Source organism: Sphingomonas sp. S-NIH.Pt15_0812, from assembly GCF_003951315.1.
Taxonomy (GTDB): Bacteria; Pseudomonadota; Alphaproteobacteria; order Sphingomonadales; family Sphingomonadaceae; genus Sphingomonas.
In genome coordinates this window covers 1-16,801 of record NZ_QLJH01000021.1, presented here as the reverse complement: position 1 = coordinate 16,801, position 16,801 = coordinate 1, and the positions used below count along the sequence as shown (strand labels likewise).

Here is a 16,801-nt window from a genome sequence, read left to right as displayed (position 1 = left end):
GGTCAGCGTTCCGGCCGCGACAAGCACTGGAGGACGGCGTCGATCGGCTCGCCCGCCGGCACCACCAGCCATTCGCCCGGTCGCGCGGAATCGACCACCGCCACCGCCCGCTTGGGGCACAGTTTCAGGCATTTGGTCTCGATCACGCCGCGCTCCGCCTTGCGGCCCTTGCCCCAGATCGACCGAAGCAGCTTGGCCAGCGGCGTCCGCCCCTTCGGGCCAAAGCCGCCATCCACCTTGCGCGAGCATTTGCCGCAGACCAGCACCACGCCCTGCCAGTCCGCCTTGGCCCGCCGGATCATGCCGCGCGACGGTCCTCGGCGGCGCGCAGAACTTCATAGGCGGCCTGCACCGTCTGGAACCGGACCGCCGCATTGGGATCGTTCGGCCGCACGTCCGGGTGATTTTCCTTGGCCAGCCGCCGCCACGCGCCACGCACCGCCTCGAAATCGGCATCCTCGTCCAGCCCCAGCGCCTCCAGCGCGCGGCGTTCGTCGCGCGAGCGGGTGCCGTCGCCCGGCCCCGACCAGGCATAATGACGCGAGCGTTCGTAGCCTGCCGCCCCCCTCGCCTCGTTGCGCTCGCGCTCGGCGGCCTCTTCGGCGGACAGGCCCTGAAAATAGTCCCAGCCGCGATTATACTCGGCGGCATGGTCCTGGCAGAAGTACCAGCGATCCGGGTTGTTCGGCGACTTGGGCGCGGGGCAGTCGCCCGGCTTGTCGCATCCGTGACGGTCGCACAGCCGCACCGGCTTCGCCTCGCGGCTGGAGCCGTAGCTCCGCCAGCGGGGAAAGCCCCAGTCATTGGATCGGGTCGGGCGGTGCGCCATGGCCCGATGACATAGGCGGCCTACGTCGCCGCGCAACCGCCTTCGTCGCGAAAGTCCGCAACCCCGCGTTGCGTCCGACCTAAGGCCATGGCATCTATGGATGACATAAGCGTCATCAGAACGTCATGTCCGACGCGGTCCGCGATCGGAGGACGTGGATCTAGGAGCCAAGGTGTCCCCGTCCAAATCCCTCCTGGCGACGGCGCGAAGCGACATCCCGGCCTCCATCGTGGTGGCGCTGGTCGCGCTGCCGCTGTGCCTGGGCGTGGCGCTCGCCTCGGGCGCGCCGCTCTTCTCCGGACTGATCGCGGGCATCGTCGGCGGCATCGTCGTCGGCGGCCTGTCCAAGTCGTCGCTGTCCGTGGCAGGACCGGCGGCGGGCCTGACCGTGATCGTGCTCGCCGCGATCGAGCGGCTGCCGAGCTTCCAGGTCTTCACCCTGGCGGTGGTGCTGGCCGGCGTGCTCCAGCTCGCCTTCTCCTTCACCCGCGCCGGCATATTGGCGGAATTCGTCCCCTCCTCGGTCATCACCGGGATGCTGGCGGCGATCGGCCTGATCCTGATCCTGAAACAGATTCCGCACGCGGTCGGCTATGATGGCGATTTCGAGGGATCGTTCGAATTCGCCACCGCCGGCGGCAACACCTTCGTCGACCTGTGGAACAGCCTGAGCCGCGGGCTGACGGCCGGCGCGGTGCTGATCGGCGGGATCAGCCTGGCGTTCCTGTTCTGGTGGGACCATGCCAAGCCCAAGCACGGCCCGCTGCGCTTCCTGCCCGGCCCGCTGGTCGTGGTGATGATCGGCGTGATCGGCAATCTGCTGCTCGGCCTGATCCATCCCGAATGGCAGCTCGGCCCCAAGCATCTGGTGCAGGTGCCGATCGCCGACAGCGCCTCCGCCTTTGTCGGCCTGTTCACCCTGCCCGATTTCTCCGCCATCGCCAGCCCGGCGGTATGGACCACGGCGGCGACGCTGGCGATCGTCGCCAGCCTGGAGTCGCTGCTCAGCGTCAAGGCGGTGGACGAGATCGATCCCAAGCGCCGCACCACCGACAAGAATTGGGAATTGATGGCGCAGGGCGGCGGCAACATCGTCTCCGGCCTGATCGGCGGCCTGCCGGTCACCTCGGTGATCGTCCGTTCCTCCGCCAATGTCGATGCCGGCGCGGACAGCAAGCTGTCGACCATCCTGCACGGCACCTGGCTGCTGGTGTCGGTGGCGCTGATCCCGGCGGTGCTGAACCTGATCCCGCTATCGGCGCTGGCCGCCGTGCTGATCGCCACCGGCTACAAGCTGGCCAAGCCCAAGCTGTTCCTGGAGCGGTACAAGCAGGGCTGGAGCCAGTTCGTGCCGCTGGTCGTCACCGTCGTCGCGATCCTGTTCACCGACCTGCTGATCGGCATCCTGATCGGGCTGGCGGTCGGCTTCGTCTTCGTGATCGCGCGCAACTTCCGCACCGCGATCACCTATGCCTGCGACGGCAGCGACTGCTTGGTCCGCGCGCGGCGCAACCTCTACTTCATCCACAAATACGAGTTGCAGAAGAAGCTGGAGCTGGTGCCGCCCGACAGCGACCTGCTGATCGACCTGTCGTCGACCAGCTATGTCGACCTGGACAATGTCGACATCATCAACGCCTTCATCAAGAACGCCGCCTATCGCGGCATCCGGGTGGTGGTGCGCGGCGATATCGCCGAACGGACGCTGCCGCTGATCAACGCCCCCGCCGCCGAGGTTCGTTTCGCATGAAAGTGACCAAGCAGATCCTGCTCGCCAACCAGGCCTGGGCGAAGGAGCTGACCGACGAGAATCCGGACTTCTTCACGCGCCAGACGGCGGGGCAGAAGCCGCAGTTCCTGTGGATCGGCTGTTCCGACAGCCGCGTCAGCCCGGAGCAGAAGACCCAGTCGCTGCCCGGCCGCATGTTCATCCACCGCAACATCGCCAATCTGGTCCATGACGACGATCTGAACCTGCTGTCGGTGATCCAATATGCGGTCGACGTGCTGGAGGTGCCCAATATCGTCATCTGCGGCCATCATGGCTGCGGCGGCATCCGCGCGACGCTGGACGGCGGGGTCACCGGTCCGGTCGACCGCTGGCTGGAGAATGCCCGCGAAGTCTGCCGCGCCCATGCCGATGAGCTGGACCATTTGCCCGCCGACCAGCGCGTCGACCGGCTGGTGGAGATGAACGTGCGCGACCAGTTGCTTCATCTGGCGGGGATCGACACGGTCGCCAACGCCTTCGCGCAAGGGCGCGACCTGACGCTGCACGGCTGGGTCTATGACATTCGCGACGGACGGCTCAAGCCGCTGATGGAGATCGACCGCCACACCGATCTCGGCCGGGTCGGCCGGCCGGAGACGGTGCTGATCGACTCGTGAGCGGGGAGGCTGGCGGTTATTTGCCGGGGATCTGGAAGCTGATCCGCTGGACATTGCCGCCACAGCCTAGGCCGCCATCGGGCCGATAGGTCTTGGCGAAACGCGCCCTGCCCATGAAGTCGCTCGCCGCCTGCGAGAAGATGAAGGGCGGATAGCTGAGCAGGGTGCGCGGTTCGGAGGTGCGGCCATCCGCGCCGATGTCATACTGCACCTGGGTCCAGCCTTCGAAGCCCCAGGCCTGCGCCTCTTGCGGGAAGGCTTCCGCTCCCGGCGTGGACACCATCCGGGGGCGCGCATCGAGCACGGCGCATTGCTGAGCATTCAGGCCGGTCATCGCGAAGGCGGAGCGGGCGGCGTCGGGCTTGCCGGCTTCGATCTGCAACGAGGCGAGGCGTACCAGCGCGCCCACTTTCAACGGGTCGTCCTTGGCCAGGGCCGCGTCATCGACGACTTGGCGCAGGATGATCTCGCGATCCCTGTTCGCGCTTGCCCGCTTCGAATCGACATGGTCGACCAACGCCAGCCGCAGCGCCGCGCGCGCTTGCGGATCATCCGCATAGAAGGGCTTGTTCAACAAGGGCGTGACGGCGCGCTGGAACTGGTCCTTGCGATCATCGGCGGACCGATAGGCCGCGGCCGGCAGTTCCAGGGCCAGGCGTGGCAGCGGCGGCACCGCATTCGCCTCGGCGATGGCGAGGCCACGCTCGTACAGCGACGATCGCTCCTCGCGCGGCACGACGCGGTTGTTGGCGAGCGTGATGAGCGCCGCCAGCACTGCGAGCGACTTGGGGTCTCGCGCCTCGGCCGTCGCCAGGGCGGCCCGTTGCGCCGGCAGCGCCAAGGCATCGCTGCCGTCCGCGACCAGGGTGACGGGCGCACCCTTTTCGGTCAGCCAGGCGGCCAGCGCCTGGTCGAAGCTGTCGCTGATCGCCGGGCGGGGAAAGGCGGTCGAGCACCGCATCTCGACCCGCGCATTGTATCGGAAGAAGGTCGGAAGGGCCGCGACATCCTCGACCGGCCATGACCAGTCGCGCACCGCCTGCGCGAAGGCCAGGGCGACCTTCCCGCCCCCGCTCGAATAGATGGGCGTCACGGACTGGGTCGAGCCATCCTCGGCGATGCTGAATTGCACCACGGCCATGTCGTCGGGCTTCAACCCCGCTTCACCCCCGCAATCCGGGGCGGCGAGTTGCTGCGCGATGTTGAACCGCCCCTTGGGCAGGCGACCGGCTCCGGTCATCGCCATGTAGCGGCGCGCCTCCTCGCGGTTGCCGGTCAGCAATAACGCGATCGCGGCGTCCGAACGGGCGCCGACATCCCCGATCGACGTCCGCTCGGTCAGGCCGCCCATGGCACTGACCGCCCGGATCGCGCTCGCCTTCGCGGCGGGCAGGTCGTTGGTGTTCATCTGCAGTTCGGCGCGGCGCTGTTCGATCAGCCCGCGCGCATCCGAGGCCAGCTTGGTCCGCGCAGCCAGCGCGTCGATCCGTCCCATCGTCGCGCGGGCGGCCGCCGGATCGACGAAGGTCTGCACATGAACCAACGACAATTGCGCGCCCAGCTTCTCGCCCGGCGCGGTCGCCGCCGCCTCGGCCGCCGCATAGGTGCTGGCCGCCCCGGCATAGTCGAGCGTCTCCACCGCGATCGCCCCCAGTTCGAGCTGGGCCATCACCCGGTCCTCGGCCAAGCTGGCATCGCGTGCCGGCAGGCCGGCCAATCCCGCGCGCAGAGCCGCGATCGCTTCGTCGTAACGGTGGAGCCGGAACAGGATGCTGCCCTTGCGGACCTGGACGATGGCATGGCTGCGGGTGCCGGCCTTGGTGCGCGTTTCCAGCGCCTGCCAGGCGGCAAGCGCGGCCGCGCGGCTTTCGGGCTTCTCCGACAGCGCGGTCGCGGCTTCGAAGTCCTGCTGCACGGTACGCGCGGGCTGTTGCGCAACGACGGGAACCGGGACCGCCGCCCCCCCGATCGCCAGCACCGCCGCGCCGATCGCAAATCCGCTCTTCATCACCCGTTCCCCTCGTCGATGCACCCTTGGTGCCGCGACGGGGAGAAAATAGCCAGAGGATCTGTAAGCCGGGTTCTGTCCCCCCGCGCAAGGCAGGATGGGCGACCATTCCTCTAGGACGATGCTTGCGCATCGCCTCCAGCAACCAACCCGGACGACGGGTGGAAACACACCCATGCGCCGTCCCTATTCGGTCTTGCTCCCGGTGGGGTTTACCATGCCGCTTCCGTTACCGGTCGCGCGGTGCGCTCTTACCGCACCCTTTCACCCTGACGTCGCCGAAGCGGTCGCCGTCTGCTCTCTGTGGCACTGTCCCTGGGGTCGCCCCCGCCGGGCGTTACCCGGCACCGCTGTTTCATGGAGCCCGGACTTTCCTCGCCCCCAATCGCTTGGGGCCGCGGTCGCCCGATCCTCTGGCTGCGGCCTCCTTAGTCGTCGCCTTGCGGTTTGGGAAGCAGCAGCGCGAGCAGGATCATGCGGCATTCCGCATCGATCTCGCCATCGATCATTTCGGGGCGGAAGCGACGCTGGAAGGCCATGATCGCCGCCATCCGGTCCGACACGTCATAGCCGAACCGCTCCAGCGCCAGGCAGAAGCCGGCCTCGCTCCATTTCGGGTCGAGCAGGTTCTTGGTCGGGCGGGGCAGCGCCAGCCGCAGCCGCGCCAGGCTGTGCCAGGGAAACAGCTCGCCCGGATCGCGCTTGCGGGCGGGGGCGATATCCGAATGGCCGACGATGTTGCCGCGCGTGATGCCGTGCCGGTCCTTCACCGCCATCACCAGCCGGATCACCGCCGCGACCTGTTCGTCCGGGAACGGCCGATAGCCCCAGTCATGGCCGGGATTGACGATCTCGATGCCGATGCTGGCGGAGTTCACGTCGTCGATGCTGCGCCAGTGCGACTTTCCCGCGTGCCAGGCGCGCTTGTCCTCGTCGACCATGCGCATGATGGTGCCGTCCTCGGCGACCAGATAATGGCACGACACCTTCGCCGCCGGATCGCGCAACCGCGCGATCGCGCTGTCGGCGTCCTGCATCCCCGTATAGTGGAGCACGATCATCGACACGGGGAGCGTTCGCTCGTCCCAATTGGGCGAGGGCGTATCGATGATCGTCATGACCGACCGTTGGCCCGAAACTGTTTCGACGGCAAGACGGCATGATCATGCCGCGACCAGCTTCTCCTCGCCATCGACCCGGCGATAGAAGCCGCGGAACCGCCGGCACGGCTCGAACGCGTCGCTATGGCCGATCACCGTCTCGCCGGCGCCCAGCACCAGCGTGCCGCCGGGCCGAAGCGCCTGGGCCAGTGTCTCGAAGACCCGCGCCTTGGTGACGGGCGACAGATAGATCAGCACGTTGCGGCACAGAACCAGGTCGAACCGGCCCGGCGGCGCCCGATCCGCGACCAGGTTCTGGCGGCGGAACTGGACCATCCGCACCAGCTCGGGCCGCGCGTGCCAGTCGCCGCCCTCGCCCTCGAACCAGCGCATCATCCGCCGGATCGGCAGGCCGCGCTGGATCTCGAACTGGGTGAAGCGCGCGGCGCGCGCACGCGCCAGCGCCTGTTCCGACACGTCGGTGGCGACGATCTCCGGCATGGAAGCGCCGCTGTCCGCCTGTCGCTCGGCGAAGAGCATCGCCAGCGACAACGGCTCCTGCCCGGTCGCGCAGCCCGCGCTCCACAGCCGGACGCGGTGGCCGGCCCCCTCATGCGCGGCGACCACCTCGGCCAGCTGGTCGAAGACCGCCGAATCGCGGAAGAAGGAACTCTCGCTATTGACCAGCGCATCGACGATGCGGTCGCCGATCCCCGGATCGCGACCGTTGAGCAGCAGCGCGACGAGCTGGTCGAGCGTGTCGAGCGATCGTTCGCGGAGCAACGGGATCAGCGCGGTATCCAGCCGCCAGCTGCGATAGCTGGCCAGTTGCTGCCCGGTCCGCGCTTCCAGCAGCGCGCCCAGTACCGCCGCCGCGTTGCTGGAGACGGGCGGGGTGGTCGCGCTCGGCATCACCGCGCCTCGCCGCCGACCAGCAACGTGCGGATCGCCGCCGGGGTCAGCACCGCATCGGCGCGATCGGCCGCGACGACCGCGCCCGGCATACCCCAAACGACCGAACTCGCCTGATCCTGTACGATCACCCGTCCTCCTGCCGCGCGGACATGGCCCGCCCCCTCCGCGCCGTCGCGGCCCATGCCGCTGAGCACGATCGCCAGCAGCCGCTCCCCGTAGATCGCCGCCAGCGACGCCAGCATCGGATCGACCGAGGGCAGGCAGCCGCTGACCGCCGGCGCGGTCGACAGCTTCACGGCCGCACCGCGGTCTCCCCCCCGTTCCCCCAGGGCGACGCAGCGGAGATGCGCATCGCCGGGTGCGACGATCAGCCGGCCGGGGCGGATCCGCATCCGATCCTCCGCCACGTCGCAGGGGCGGCCGGAGATCGTCGCGAGCTGCGCCGCGAAATAGGGCATGAAGGCGGCCGGCAGATGCTGGGTCACCAGCACCGGCGCGCGGAAGGTCGCGGGCAAGCGGCCCAACAGCTGGCCCAGCGCATGGATGCCGCCGGTCGAGGCGCCGATCGCGACCAGATCGAACGAGCGGTCCGCCGCGACCGTCGCGGGCAGGCCGGGCGGCGGCGCGACCGACTTTCGCGACGGCGACGCGGCGGGCTCCATGACGATGCCGGTGCCGGCCGGCGACCGGTCGATCAGCCGGTCCAGCCGGTCGAGCAGGGTGCGACCGAAGGCGCTGGTCAGCGCCGCCGTATCGGGCTTCACCAGCGTATCCGCCGCCCCCATCGCCAGCGCCTGCACGGTCGCCGCCGCGCCGTCGCCGACCGAGGAGGAAACGACGACGATCCGCGCGCCCCGCCCGGCCGCGATCAACTGGGGCAAGGCGGTCAGCCCGTCCACGCCGGGCATGTTCACGTCGAGCAACAGGATGTCGACCCGGGTCCGGCCCAGGAAATCCAGCGCCGCCGCCACCGATCCGACCGCGCCGGCCACCATGAACCGGTCGCCCGCATCGATCAGCCGCGACAGCACCGCCCGCGCGACGACCGAATCGTCGACGATCAGGACGCGCGGCGGCAAATCCGGTGGGTCGTCAAAGGCGGGGGACGGGGACAGGATGACCTCGATTCCAGAGGAGGCTTCCGAAGCGGACCAGGGTCGCGTCAGGCCAGCCCGACGATCTGCAGCTTGCTTTCCAGCGTCTCGCGATCGAACGGCTTCATGACATATTCGTCCGCCCCCGCCTCGATCGCCGCGCGGATATAGGCCATGCCGTTCTCCGTGGTGCAGAACACCACCTTGGGCCGGCGCGGCAGGTCGGAATCGCGCAGCGCGCGCAGGAAATCCATGCCGCTCATCACCGGCATGTTCCAGTCGAGCAGCACCACATCGGGCACGGCGGCGCGACACGCCTCCAGCGCCTCGCGGCCGTCACAGGCCTCGCGCACCTCGAAGGCCAGCGTCTCCAGGATATGGCGGGCGACCTTGCGGATCACCTTGGAGTCATCGACCACCAGACACGTCTTCATCCGTTCACCTTCCGTAACGCGGCACAATATTTCTAGATGGCAAGGAGTAAGCATCGGCTTAATCCCCCTCGCCTTTCCATCAGGCGGCGGCGCGATCCGCCGCCGGAACCAGCACCTTGAGGTCGATCACCAGCAGCGGCTCGCCGTCGCGCTCGACGATGCCGGCGGCGGCGGCATCCCAGCCGCTGTCCAGCGCCAGCCCGGCCGACAGCGGATGCCGCTCGAACGGCGCGATGTCCTCCAGCGCATCGACCAGAAAGGCATAGTGATGGCCGTCGATCTGCGCGATCACCGCCCGCCGGGGCGTCGCGGTCGGCGACAGGCCCAGCGTCACCCGGGTGTCGATCACCGTCACGACGCGGCTGCGCAAGGCCGCCAGCCCGCGCACCGCCCCCGGCGCGCGCGGCACCGCGACGATCCCGCCGATATCGACCACCGAATCGACGTCGCCGGCATCGATCGCGACCCAGCGGTCGGCGACATAGGCCAGCAAAAACAGCTTCCGGTTCATGCCACCGCCCTCCCGGCGCGTTCGGCGACCGCCGCGATCAGGGCGGCGCGGTCATAGCGATAAACGGTCGCGGTGGTGTCGCCGCTGCCGATGCCGGCCGGGCCGAGCGGACGCCGGCTGAGCCGCACCAATCGTTCGACATCGCCACCGGCACCGGCATCGGCCGCAAGCTCCTCCATCGCCAGCGTCACCGCCACCGACTCGTCGCCCCCCGGCGCGGTCGTGCAGCGATAGCCCGCCGCCTCCAGCACCGGCCGCAGGAAGGTGTCCATCCATCCCGTCCCGTCGCATCGCAAATGGCAGAGGGGGCGGCTGGCGGGGGCCCGGACCTCGCCCGCGAACAGCGCGTGCGGATCGAGCAGTTCGACCTGCTCGCCCTCGATCACCACCACCCCGGCGATGCCCGGTCGGCCGCGCGCCGGGGCCATGGCGGCGGGCAGGCGGACGATCTCCTGCGCCTCCGCCACGGCGTAGAACAGCTCCACATGGCCATCGGTCAGGCGCAACAGCGTGACCTCGCCCGCGACCGGCACGTCGCCCATCGCGACCAGCGGGATCACCCGCTCGTCCAGCGCGAGGTGCAGCCGGCCACCGGTCCAGCGGATCGCCTCCGCCGCGACCGATTCGACCCGGTCGACCACCGCCAGCGCGATCGCACGGCGGCGCCCGTCGAGATCGTCGAACCACAGGGCCGGAATGCCGGGGGCTTCGGCCGCCCCTGCTTCCGCCACCGCGTCGGCGGCGAGGCCGAAGCGCAGGCCGGCGACCGTGGCGATGCCGCTGCAATCGAGCAGCAGCAGCGGCAATCCACTGTCGGGCAGGGTCTGCCCGGCATAGATGCCGCTGGCCATCACCGCCGGCGCGGCCGGCTTCACCACCAGTTCCTCGCTGTCGAGCACCGCGTCGATCCCCAGCGCATAATCGCCGTCGCGGGTGGAGACGATCACCAGCGCGCGGGTCGCCTCGTCTGCGATCCCCATCACCGCGCCCAGGCCGACCATCGGCAGCCGCCGGCCACGCACCGTCGCCACCTGGCGGCCGCCCAGCGTATCGATCCGCACCGCGCCGCCGGTCAGCGACACGATCTCCTCGATCGCCTGGCGCGGCACCGCGAAGCGCTGGTCGCCGACGCCGACGACGATGGTCGGGATGATCGACAGGGTCAGCGGCACCTGGAGCGTCAGGGTCAGCCCGCGCCCGCGCTGGTTGCGCAGCTCGACGCGACCGCCGAACTGTTCGATATTGGCGCGCACCACGTCCATGCCGACCCCGCGCCCGGACAGGTCGGTCACCGTATCGCGGCTCGACAGGCCGGCATGGAAGATCAGCCGGGCGCGCTGCGCCTCGTCCATCCGCGCGACCTCGGATTCCGTGTGGAGGCCGGCGGCGACCGCCTTGGCGGCGACCCGGTCGGTGTCGATGCCGCGCCCGTCATCGGCGATCTCGATCAGGATGCGGTTGCCCGACTGGCGGGCGCACAGGACCAGCCGCCCCGCCTCCGCCTTGCCGGCGGCGCGGCGCTCGGCGGGCGACTCGATGCCATGGTCGACCGCGTTGCGGATGATATGGACCAGCGGATCCCGCAGCAGCTCGATCATCTCGCGGTCCAGCTCGACATCCGCGCCCTCGATGGTCAACGCGACGTTCTTGCCCAGCGTCGCCGCGCTGTCGCGCACCATGCGGGGGACGGCGGCGAACAGCGTCTCGACCCGCTGCATCCGGGTGCGGGTGACGGTGTCGCGCATGTCCGCGACGCTGGCGGACAGCCGTTCGAGCGCACCCTCGATCCGGGGGTCGGGCGTGGTGTCGCGCAGGCGGCGGGCCAGCTCGTTGCGCGCCAGCACCATGTCCGACATGCCGATCATCATCCGGTCGAGCAGGTCGACGCCCAGCCGCACGCTGCGGATCACGGTGCGCGACGGCCCGGTGCCGGATATGGGCGCGGCGGGTGCGGCATCCGCCGCCAGCGCGGCGATCAGCAGGTCGTCGGTGCTGTCGTCGAGCGGCGCCCCCGCCACGATCGCCTCGTTCAGCTCACCGATCCGGTCGACGATCGCCAGCACGGCGCTGACCAGGGCGGTATCGGGCTGACGCAGCCCGTCGCGCGCCGCCGCCAGCACATCCTCCGCCGCATGGGCCAGCCGACCCAGGCGCGGCAGGTCGAGGAAGCCGCAGCTGCCCTTCACCGTGTGCACGAAGCGGAAGATCGCATCCAGCCGGGCGCGATCGGTCGGATCGGCTTCCCACGCGACCAATTCGCCCGAGATCGCTTCCAGCGTCTCGCGCGTCTCGGCGGTGAAATCCTGCAACAGCTCGTCCATGGGCCTCCGGGCGTTCCACCACCCTCATGGCCCGAAAGACGTTAAGACCGCCTTTACCCGGCGACCATCACCGCCCCGAAAATCATCACATTCGGCGCGGGCTCGGAGATCATCACCGATCCGTCCGAGCCGCCCGACCCCGCGACCAGCTCGTGGATCATATAGGCCGCCGCCGTGCGCGACACGAGCGCGCTCGCCGCCAGCCCGCCGGTCAGCATCGCGCGCAGTTCGGGATCGAGGATGATCCGCTGCCCCTCGATCCGCACGACGATCTCGATCCGGCCGCCGGCCGCCTCCGCACCGATGTCCAGCTGTCCGCCGCGCACCAGCGCCTCATTGGCGATCATCGCCAGGTTGAGCAGCACCTTGACCGCCGCCTTGGGCAGCGCCTCCGCCTCGACCATCCAGCCGAGCTGGGTGCGGCGCGCATCGCTCAGCAGCCCCTCGATCGCGATGCGCGCCTCGCGCGGGTCGAGCAGGTCGCCGAAACCACCCGCCGCGCCGAACGCCAAGCGGAAGAATTTGAGCTTGTTGGCGGAGGTGCGGGCGCTTTCGGCCAGCAGCTCCATGCAACGCTCGCGCATCGCCGGGTCGGTCTCGTCCGCCATCAGCTCCAGCCCGTTGTTGAGCGCGCCGACGGGCGACAACAGGTCATGGCACAGGCGCGAGCAGAGCAGGCTGGCGAAATCGACGGGGCTGATGGTCACGCGCGGGTTCCTGTGGACGACATGTCCCCTACCCTGTGGCCCGCCCGGCCGCCCCGCGCAAGCGAAGCGGCACGAACCGGCCGTGCAGCGCGCCATTCTCCACCGCGCGCCAGCCGGTCACTCGCCCGCCCGCCGCGATCAGCCAGATGCTGCCGTCCGCCACGGCATCGGCGGCGTCGCGGGGCGAGGGTTCGACCAGGCCGCTGGGATGCGAGTGATAATGGCCGATCACCGCCGGGCCGCCGCGCCGCGCCGCCCGATGCGCGGCGAGGAGGGCGGCCGGATCGATCTCGAACCGCACGGCCGGATCGGCGGCGACGTTGCGGCAGGACCGCGCCTCCAGGACCCGGTCGCCCGTGCCGAGCAACAGGCCGCAGACCTCCCGATCCGAAAAGGCGATCGCCTCCGCCGTGATCCGCTCCAGGATCGTGCTTGAAATCCGCAACGCCATCGCCATCTAGGCTAGCTCATGGACCGGGGGGTTTCCATCATCCACGCGACCATCACGCCCACGGCGGATGGCTGGCGTCTCGATCGCGCACTGGCCGATGCCGTGCCGACGCTGTCGCGCGAGCGGCTGAAGGTGCTGATCGCCTCCGGCGCGGTCAGCCAGGGCGAGGTGCTGGCGCGCGACCCCGCCAAGCGCGCGGCGGCGGGCGCGACCTTCGCGGTCGCGGTGCCCGTGCCGGCCGCGCCGCATAACGAGGCGCAGGATATCCCGCTCGCCATCGCCTATGAGGACGAGCATCTGATCGTCGTCGACAAGCCGGCCGGGCTGGTCGTGCATCCGGCGGCGGGCAATCTCGACGGCACGCTCGTGAACGCGCTGCTCCATCATTGCCGGGGCTCGCTTTCGGGCATCGGCGGGGTGGCGCGGCCGGGGATCGTCCACCGGATCGACAAGGATACGAGTGGGCTGATGGTCGCCGCCAAGACCGACCGCGCGCATGAGGGGCTGGCCAAGCAATTCGCCACGCATTCGATCGACCGGCGCTACAAGGCGATCACCGGCGGCGTGCCGCGCCCGGCGGCGGGTACGGTCGACGCGCCGCTGGCGCGCAGTCCGCAGAACCGCAAGAAGATCGCGATCGTCGCCGGCGGCAAGCGTGCCGTCACCCATTTCACGACCATCCAGCCGTTGCGCGACTCGGCCCTGGTCGAATGCCGGCTGGAGACGGGGCGGACGCATCAGGTGCGCGTGCATATGGCGTCGATCGGCCATGCGCTGCTCGGCGATCCCGTCTATGGCCGCCCGAAGGGGTGGACGCGGACGGTGACGGAATCCTTGGATTTCAAGCGGCAAGCCCTGCATGCGGCGCTGATCGGCTTCATCCATCCGATCAGCGGGGTCAAAATGGCGTTCGAAAGTGCGATGCCGCCCGATATGCAGGAACTGTTCAGTCATCTTCACGTATAAATAGCAGGTGTATGCCGCGCTGCGGCGAGCACCTCTTCAGGAAAGGGTATTGATCATGGCGAAAGGCTCGAACGTCCCGGCGACGATTCCTGCTCTGGGCGGCGAGCAGAGCCTGAACCGGTATCTGTCCGAGATCCGCAAGTTCCCGCTCCTCCAGCCGGAGGAGGAATATATGCTGGCCAAGCGGTTCCAGGAACATGGCGATACCGACGCGGCGGCGCGGCTGGTCACCAGCCACCTGCGCCTCGTCGCCAAGATCGCGATGGGCTATCGCGGCTATGGCCTGCCGACCTCGGAGCTGATCTCCGAGGGCAATATCGGCCTGATGCAGGGCGTGAAGAAGTTCGAGCCCGATCGCGGCTTCCGCCTGGCCACCTATGCGATGTGGTGGATCCGCGCCTCGATCCAGGAATATATCCTGCGCTCGTGGAGCCTGGTGAAGATGGGCACCACCGCCGCGCAGAAGAAGCTGTTCTTCAACCTGCGCCGCATGAAGTCCAAGCTCGACGCGTTCGAGGACGGCGACCTGCGTCCCGAGGACGTGACCAAGATCGCCACCGACCTGGGCGTGACCGAGACCGAGGTCGTGTCGATGAACCGTCGCATGGCGATGGGCGGGGACACCTCGCTCAACGTGCCGATGCGCGAGGATGGCGAGGGCCAGTGGCAGGATTGGCTGGCGGACGATGCGCCGCTGCAGGACAGCATCGTCGCCGAGCAGCAGGAGAAGGACGTCCGCCACGACATGCTGGTGTCGGCGATGGACGACCTGAACGACCGCGAGAAGCACATCCTGACCGAACGCCGCCTGACCGACGATCCCAAGACGCTGGAGGAATTGAGTCAGGTCTATGGCGTCAGCCGCGAACGCGTCCGCCAGATCGAGGTCCGCGCCTTCGAGAAGCTGCAAAAGGCGATGATGCGGATCGCCGGCGAGAAGCGGCTGCTCGCGGCGGCCTGACATGGTCGGCACCGTCGTCATCGGCGGCGGTGCGGCCGGGATCGCCGCGACCCGGCATCTGCATGATGCGGGCCATGACGTGCTGCTGGTCGAGGCGAGCGATCGCCTCGGTGGCCGGGCTCGCAGCCATGCCATCCCCCTCGCGGGTGGCGGTGTGGCCATGGTCGATCTCGGCTGCGGCTGGCTGCACAGCGCCGGGCGCAATCCCTGGACGCGGATCGCCGGGCGTGCCGGCTTCGCCATCGACCGGTCCTCGCCCAATTGGGACACGCAATGGCGCGACCTGGGCTTTCCGCCCGAGGCGCAACAGGCGTTCGGCGCGGCCTGGCAGCGTTGGGAGGACGTCGCCCATGCCGCGCTGGACGGGCCCGATCGGCCCCTGTCCGACTTCGTCGCGGCCGACGATCCGTGGCGGCCGCATCTCGACGCGATCTCCGGCTATGTGAACGGCGCGCCGCTCGCCCGCGTGTCGCTGCACGACTGGGCGGCTTATGAGGATGCGGCGACCGACGACAATTGGACGTTGCCCGATGGCTATGGCACGCTGGTCGCCGGTCATGCCGAGGGCCTGCCGGTGCGATGGTCGACGCCGGTCCATCGCATCGACCATCGGGGCAGGAGCCTGCGGCTCGACACGCCGGACGGCACCATCGAGGCGGACCGGGTGATCGTCGCGGTGCCGACCACCATGCTGGCCAGCGGCGCCCTCAGCTTCAGCCCGGCGCTTCCCGCCAAGCAGGCGGCGTCCGATGCCCTGCCGCTCGGGCTGGCGGACAAGGTCTTCCTCACCGTCGACCGGCCGATCTGGCCGACCGGCGCGCATCTGACCGGCGATCCGCACCGCGCCTGCACCGCCAGCCATCGGCTCTCCCCGTTCGGCCATCCAATCATCGAAAGCTTCTTCGGTGGCGATTGCGCGGAAGCCTTGGCGACGGAGGCCGACGCCACCGCCTTCGCGATCGACGAACTGGTCGCCCTGCTCGGCAGCGACTGGCGACGACGCCTGCACCCTGCCATCGCCACGCGCTGGCGGCACGAACCGCATATCGGCGGCAGCTACAGCCATGCGCGGATCGGCTATCGGACCGCGCGGGCGATCCTGGCCGAACCGGTGGACGACCGGCTGTTCTTCGCGGGCGAGGCCTGCTCCCCGCAGGATTTTTCCACCGCGCACGGCGCCTATCAGACCGGTGTCGCGACCGCCGAAGCGGTGATCGCCCACGCCGGTCGCTGACCCGCCCCCTTGATGCCGGACAGCGGCGCGATAAGGATCGCGGCCATGCTCTGGTTCTTCCGTTGGCTGCTCAAGGCGGCCCTGGTCTTCATGCTCGGTTCGGTGCTGTGGGTGTTGGCCTATCGCCTAGTGCCGCCGCCCTTCACCTTCACGATGCTGGGCGACGTGATCGGCGGGCGGAGCGTCACCAAGGACTGGATGCCGCTGTCGGAGATGGACCCGAACATGGCGCGCGCCGCCATCGCCGGCGAGGATTCGCGCTTCTGCTCACATTCGGGCTTCGATTTCCGCGCGATCGGCGCGGCGGCGATGCGCAATGCGGAGGGCGGCCGCATCCGGGGCGGATCGACGATCAGCCAGCAGACCGCGAAGAACGCCTTCCTGTTCCAGGGCGGCGGCTATCTGCGCAAGGCGGTGGAGGCCTGGTTCACCTTCCTGATCGAGCATCTCTGGGGCAAGCGCCGGATCATGGAGGTCTATCTCAACATCGCCGAGACGGGGATCGGCACCTATGGCGCCAATGCCGGGGCGATGCGCTATTTCGGTCATGACGCGTCGCACCTGACCCCGCTGGAGGCCGCGCGCATCGCCGCCGTCCTGCCCCTGCCCAAGAAGCGCGCCGCCATCGATCCACGCGGCTTCGTCCGCCGGCATGGCAATGTGCTGGCACGATATGTCGGCGTGGTGCGGCGGGGCGGCTTGGACCGTTGCCTGTCGTAGAGATACGTAGAGGACCAAGCCCGCCGTCCCTGTCACCTAGACCATGATGACATCAGGCTGACGCATATCCGGAGTTGCGCAGATAGTTGCGGCACTCGTCTGGTGAGAAGGCATTGAGGAGCGATCCGACACGGCGCCATGTTGCTTCATGGGATCGCTCTG

The 16,801-nt window shown here is 69.3% G+C and carries 17 protein-coding genes, 1 other RNA gene and 1 pseudogene; 6 read left to right on the top strand and 13 right to left on the bottom strand.

Annotation, left to right across the window (positions count from 1 at the left end):
- Positions 1 to 2: 2 nt before the first annotated feature.
- Positions 3 to 302, bottom strand: coding sequence for a (2Fe-2S) ferredoxin domain-containing protein (locus BRX43_RS13820; RefSeq protein ID WP_125995683.1), 300 nt, complete (start codon positions 300 to 302; stop codon positions 3 to 5).
- The gene (locus tag BRX43_RS13815) at positions 299 to 829 is read right to left on the bottom strand and encodes a J domain-containing protein (RefSeq protein WP_125995682.1); all 531 of its coding nucleotides are present in this window, start codon (positions 827 to 829) and stop codon (positions 299 to 301) included. Before BRX43_RS13815 ends, BRX43_RS13820 begins: the two co-directional genes overlap by 4 nt.
- Before the next feature lie 172 nt (positions 830 to 1,001).
- Here BRX43_RS13815 and BRX43_RS13810 point away from each other — a divergent pair, with 172 nt between their 5' ends.
- Together BRX43_RS13810 and BRX43_RS13805 are read left to right on the top strand one after the other, a co-directional pair.
- Positions 1,002 to 2,579 carry a SulP family inorganic anion transporter gene (locus BRX43_RS13810; protein ID WP_125995681.1) on the top strand — a complete coding sequence of 526 codons (1,578 nt, stop codon included), beginning with the start codon at positions 1,002 to 1,004 and terminating at the stop codon, positions 2,577 to 2,579.
- A complete protein-coding gene (locus BRX43_RS13805; RefSeq protein WP_125995680.1) occupies positions 2,576 to 3,217 on the top strand; it encodes a carbonic anhydrase in 642 nt (213 codons plus the stop codon). Before BRX43_RS13810 ends, BRX43_RS13805 begins: the two co-directional genes overlap by 4 nt.
- 16 nt (positions 3,218 to 3,233) lie before the next feature.
- Here the strand turns inward: BRX43_RS13805 and BRX43_RS13800 are convergent, their stop codons facing one another.
- From BRX43_RS13800 to BRX43_RS13755, 10 genes are all read right to left on the bottom strand, one after another.
- A complete protein-coding gene (locus tag BRX43_RS13800) occupies positions 3,234 to 5,225 on the bottom strand; it encodes a hypothetical protein (protein WP_125995679.1) in 1,992 nt (663 codons plus the stop codon).
- Positions 5,226 to 5,273: 48 nt separating this feature from the next.
- Positions 5,274 to 5,642: RNase P RNA component class A (rnpB, locus tag BRX43_RS13795), an RNA gene on the bottom strand.
- Between the two features lie 11 nt (positions 5,643 to 5,653).
- Positions 5,654 to 6,343 (bottom strand): N-acetylmuramoyl-L-alanine amidase, encoded by a 690-nt coding sequence (locus tag BRX43_RS13790; protein WP_125995678.1) that lies wholly within the window; start codon positions 6,341 to 6,343, stop codon positions 5,654 to 5,656.
- 45 nt (positions 6,344 to 6,388) lie between these two features.
- The gene (locus tag BRX43_RS13785; protein WP_125995677.1) at positions 6,389 to 7,237 is read right to left on the bottom strand and encodes a protein-glutamate O-methyltransferase CheR; all 849 of its coding nucleotides are present in this window, start codon (positions 7,235 to 7,237) and stop codon (positions 6,389 to 6,391) included.
- Positions 7,237 to 8,319, bottom strand: a complete 1,083-nt coding sequence (locus BRX43_RS13780; RefSeq protein ID WP_241214960.1) for a chemotaxis protein CheB — start codon at positions 8,317 to 8,319, stop codon at positions 7,237 to 7,239. Before BRX43_RS13780 ends, BRX43_RS13785 begins: the two co-directional genes overlap by 1 nt.
- A gap of 83 nt (positions 8,320 to 8,402) precedes the next feature.
- Positions 8,403 to 8,768, bottom strand: coding sequence for a response regulator (locus BRX43_RS13775; RefSeq protein WP_125995676.1), 366 nt, complete (start codon positions 8,766 to 8,768; stop codon positions 8,403 to 8,405).
- Between the two features lie 79 nt (positions 8,769 to 8,847).
- Positions 8,848 to 9,279, bottom strand: coding sequence for a chemotaxis protein CheW (locus BRX43_RS13770; protein ID WP_125995675.1), 432 nt, complete (start codon positions 9,277 to 9,279; stop codon positions 8,848 to 8,850).
- Entirely contained in the window at positions 9,276 to 11,600 is a 2,325-nt protein-coding gene (locus BRX43_RS13765; RefSeq protein WP_125995674.1) for a chemotaxis protein CheW, read from the bottom strand. Before BRX43_RS13765 ends, BRX43_RS13770 begins: the two co-directional genes overlap by 4 nt.
- A 53-nt stretch (positions 11,601 to 11,653) precedes the next feature.
- Positions 11,654 to 12,307 (bottom strand): histidine phosphotransferase family protein, encoded by a 654-nt coding sequence (locus BRX43_RS13760; RefSeq protein ID WP_125995673.1) that lies wholly within the window; start codon positions 12,305 to 12,307, stop codon positions 11,654 to 11,656.
- A 28-nt stretch (positions 12,308 to 12,335) separates the two neighbouring features.
- Positions 12,336 to 12,758, bottom strand: a complete 423-nt coding sequence (locus BRX43_RS13755; protein WP_125995732.1) for a M67 family metallopeptidase — start codon at positions 12,756 to 12,758, stop codon at positions 12,336 to 12,338.
- Between the two features lie 18 nt (positions 12,759 to 12,776).
- Between BRX43_RS13755 and BRX43_RS13750 the strand changes: the two genes are divergently transcribed.
- From BRX43_RS13750 to mtgA, 4 genes are read left to right on the top strand one after another with little or no spacing between them, the layout of a single operon-like run.
- Complete coding sequence (locus tag BRX43_RS13750; protein ID WP_125995672.1) at positions 12,777 to 13,724, top strand: RluA family pseudouridine synthase; 948 nt, start codon at positions 12,777 to 12,779, stop codon at positions 13,722 to 13,724.
- 55 nt (positions 13,725 to 13,779) lie between these two features.
- Complete coding sequence (gene rpoH, locus BRX43_RS13745) at positions 13,780 to 14,685, top strand: RNA polymerase sigma factor RpoH (RefSeq protein ID WP_125995671.1); 906 nt, start codon at positions 13,780 to 13,782, stop codon at positions 14,683 to 14,685.
- A 1-nt stretch (position 14,686) separates the two neighbouring features.
- Positions 14,687 to 15,919, top strand: a complete 1,233-nt coding sequence (locus BRX43_RS13740) for an NAD(P)/FAD-dependent oxidoreductase (RefSeq protein ID WP_125995670.1) — start codon at positions 14,687 to 14,689, stop codon at positions 15,917 to 15,919.
- Positions 15,920 to 15,964: 45 nt separating this feature from the next.
- Complete coding sequence (gene mtgA / locus BRX43_RS13735; RefSeq protein ID WP_125995669.1) at positions 15,965 to 16,639, top strand: monofunctional biosynthetic peptidoglycan transglycosylase; 675 nt, start codon at positions 15,965 to 15,967, stop codon at positions 16,637 to 16,639.
- A 52-nt stretch (positions 16,640 to 16,691) separates the two neighbouring features.
- Here mtgA and BRX43_RS20555 read toward each other — a convergent pair.
- Positions 16,692 to 16,801 (bottom strand): annotated as a pseudogene (locus BRX43_RS20555) (IS630 family transposase); the annotation flags it as partial.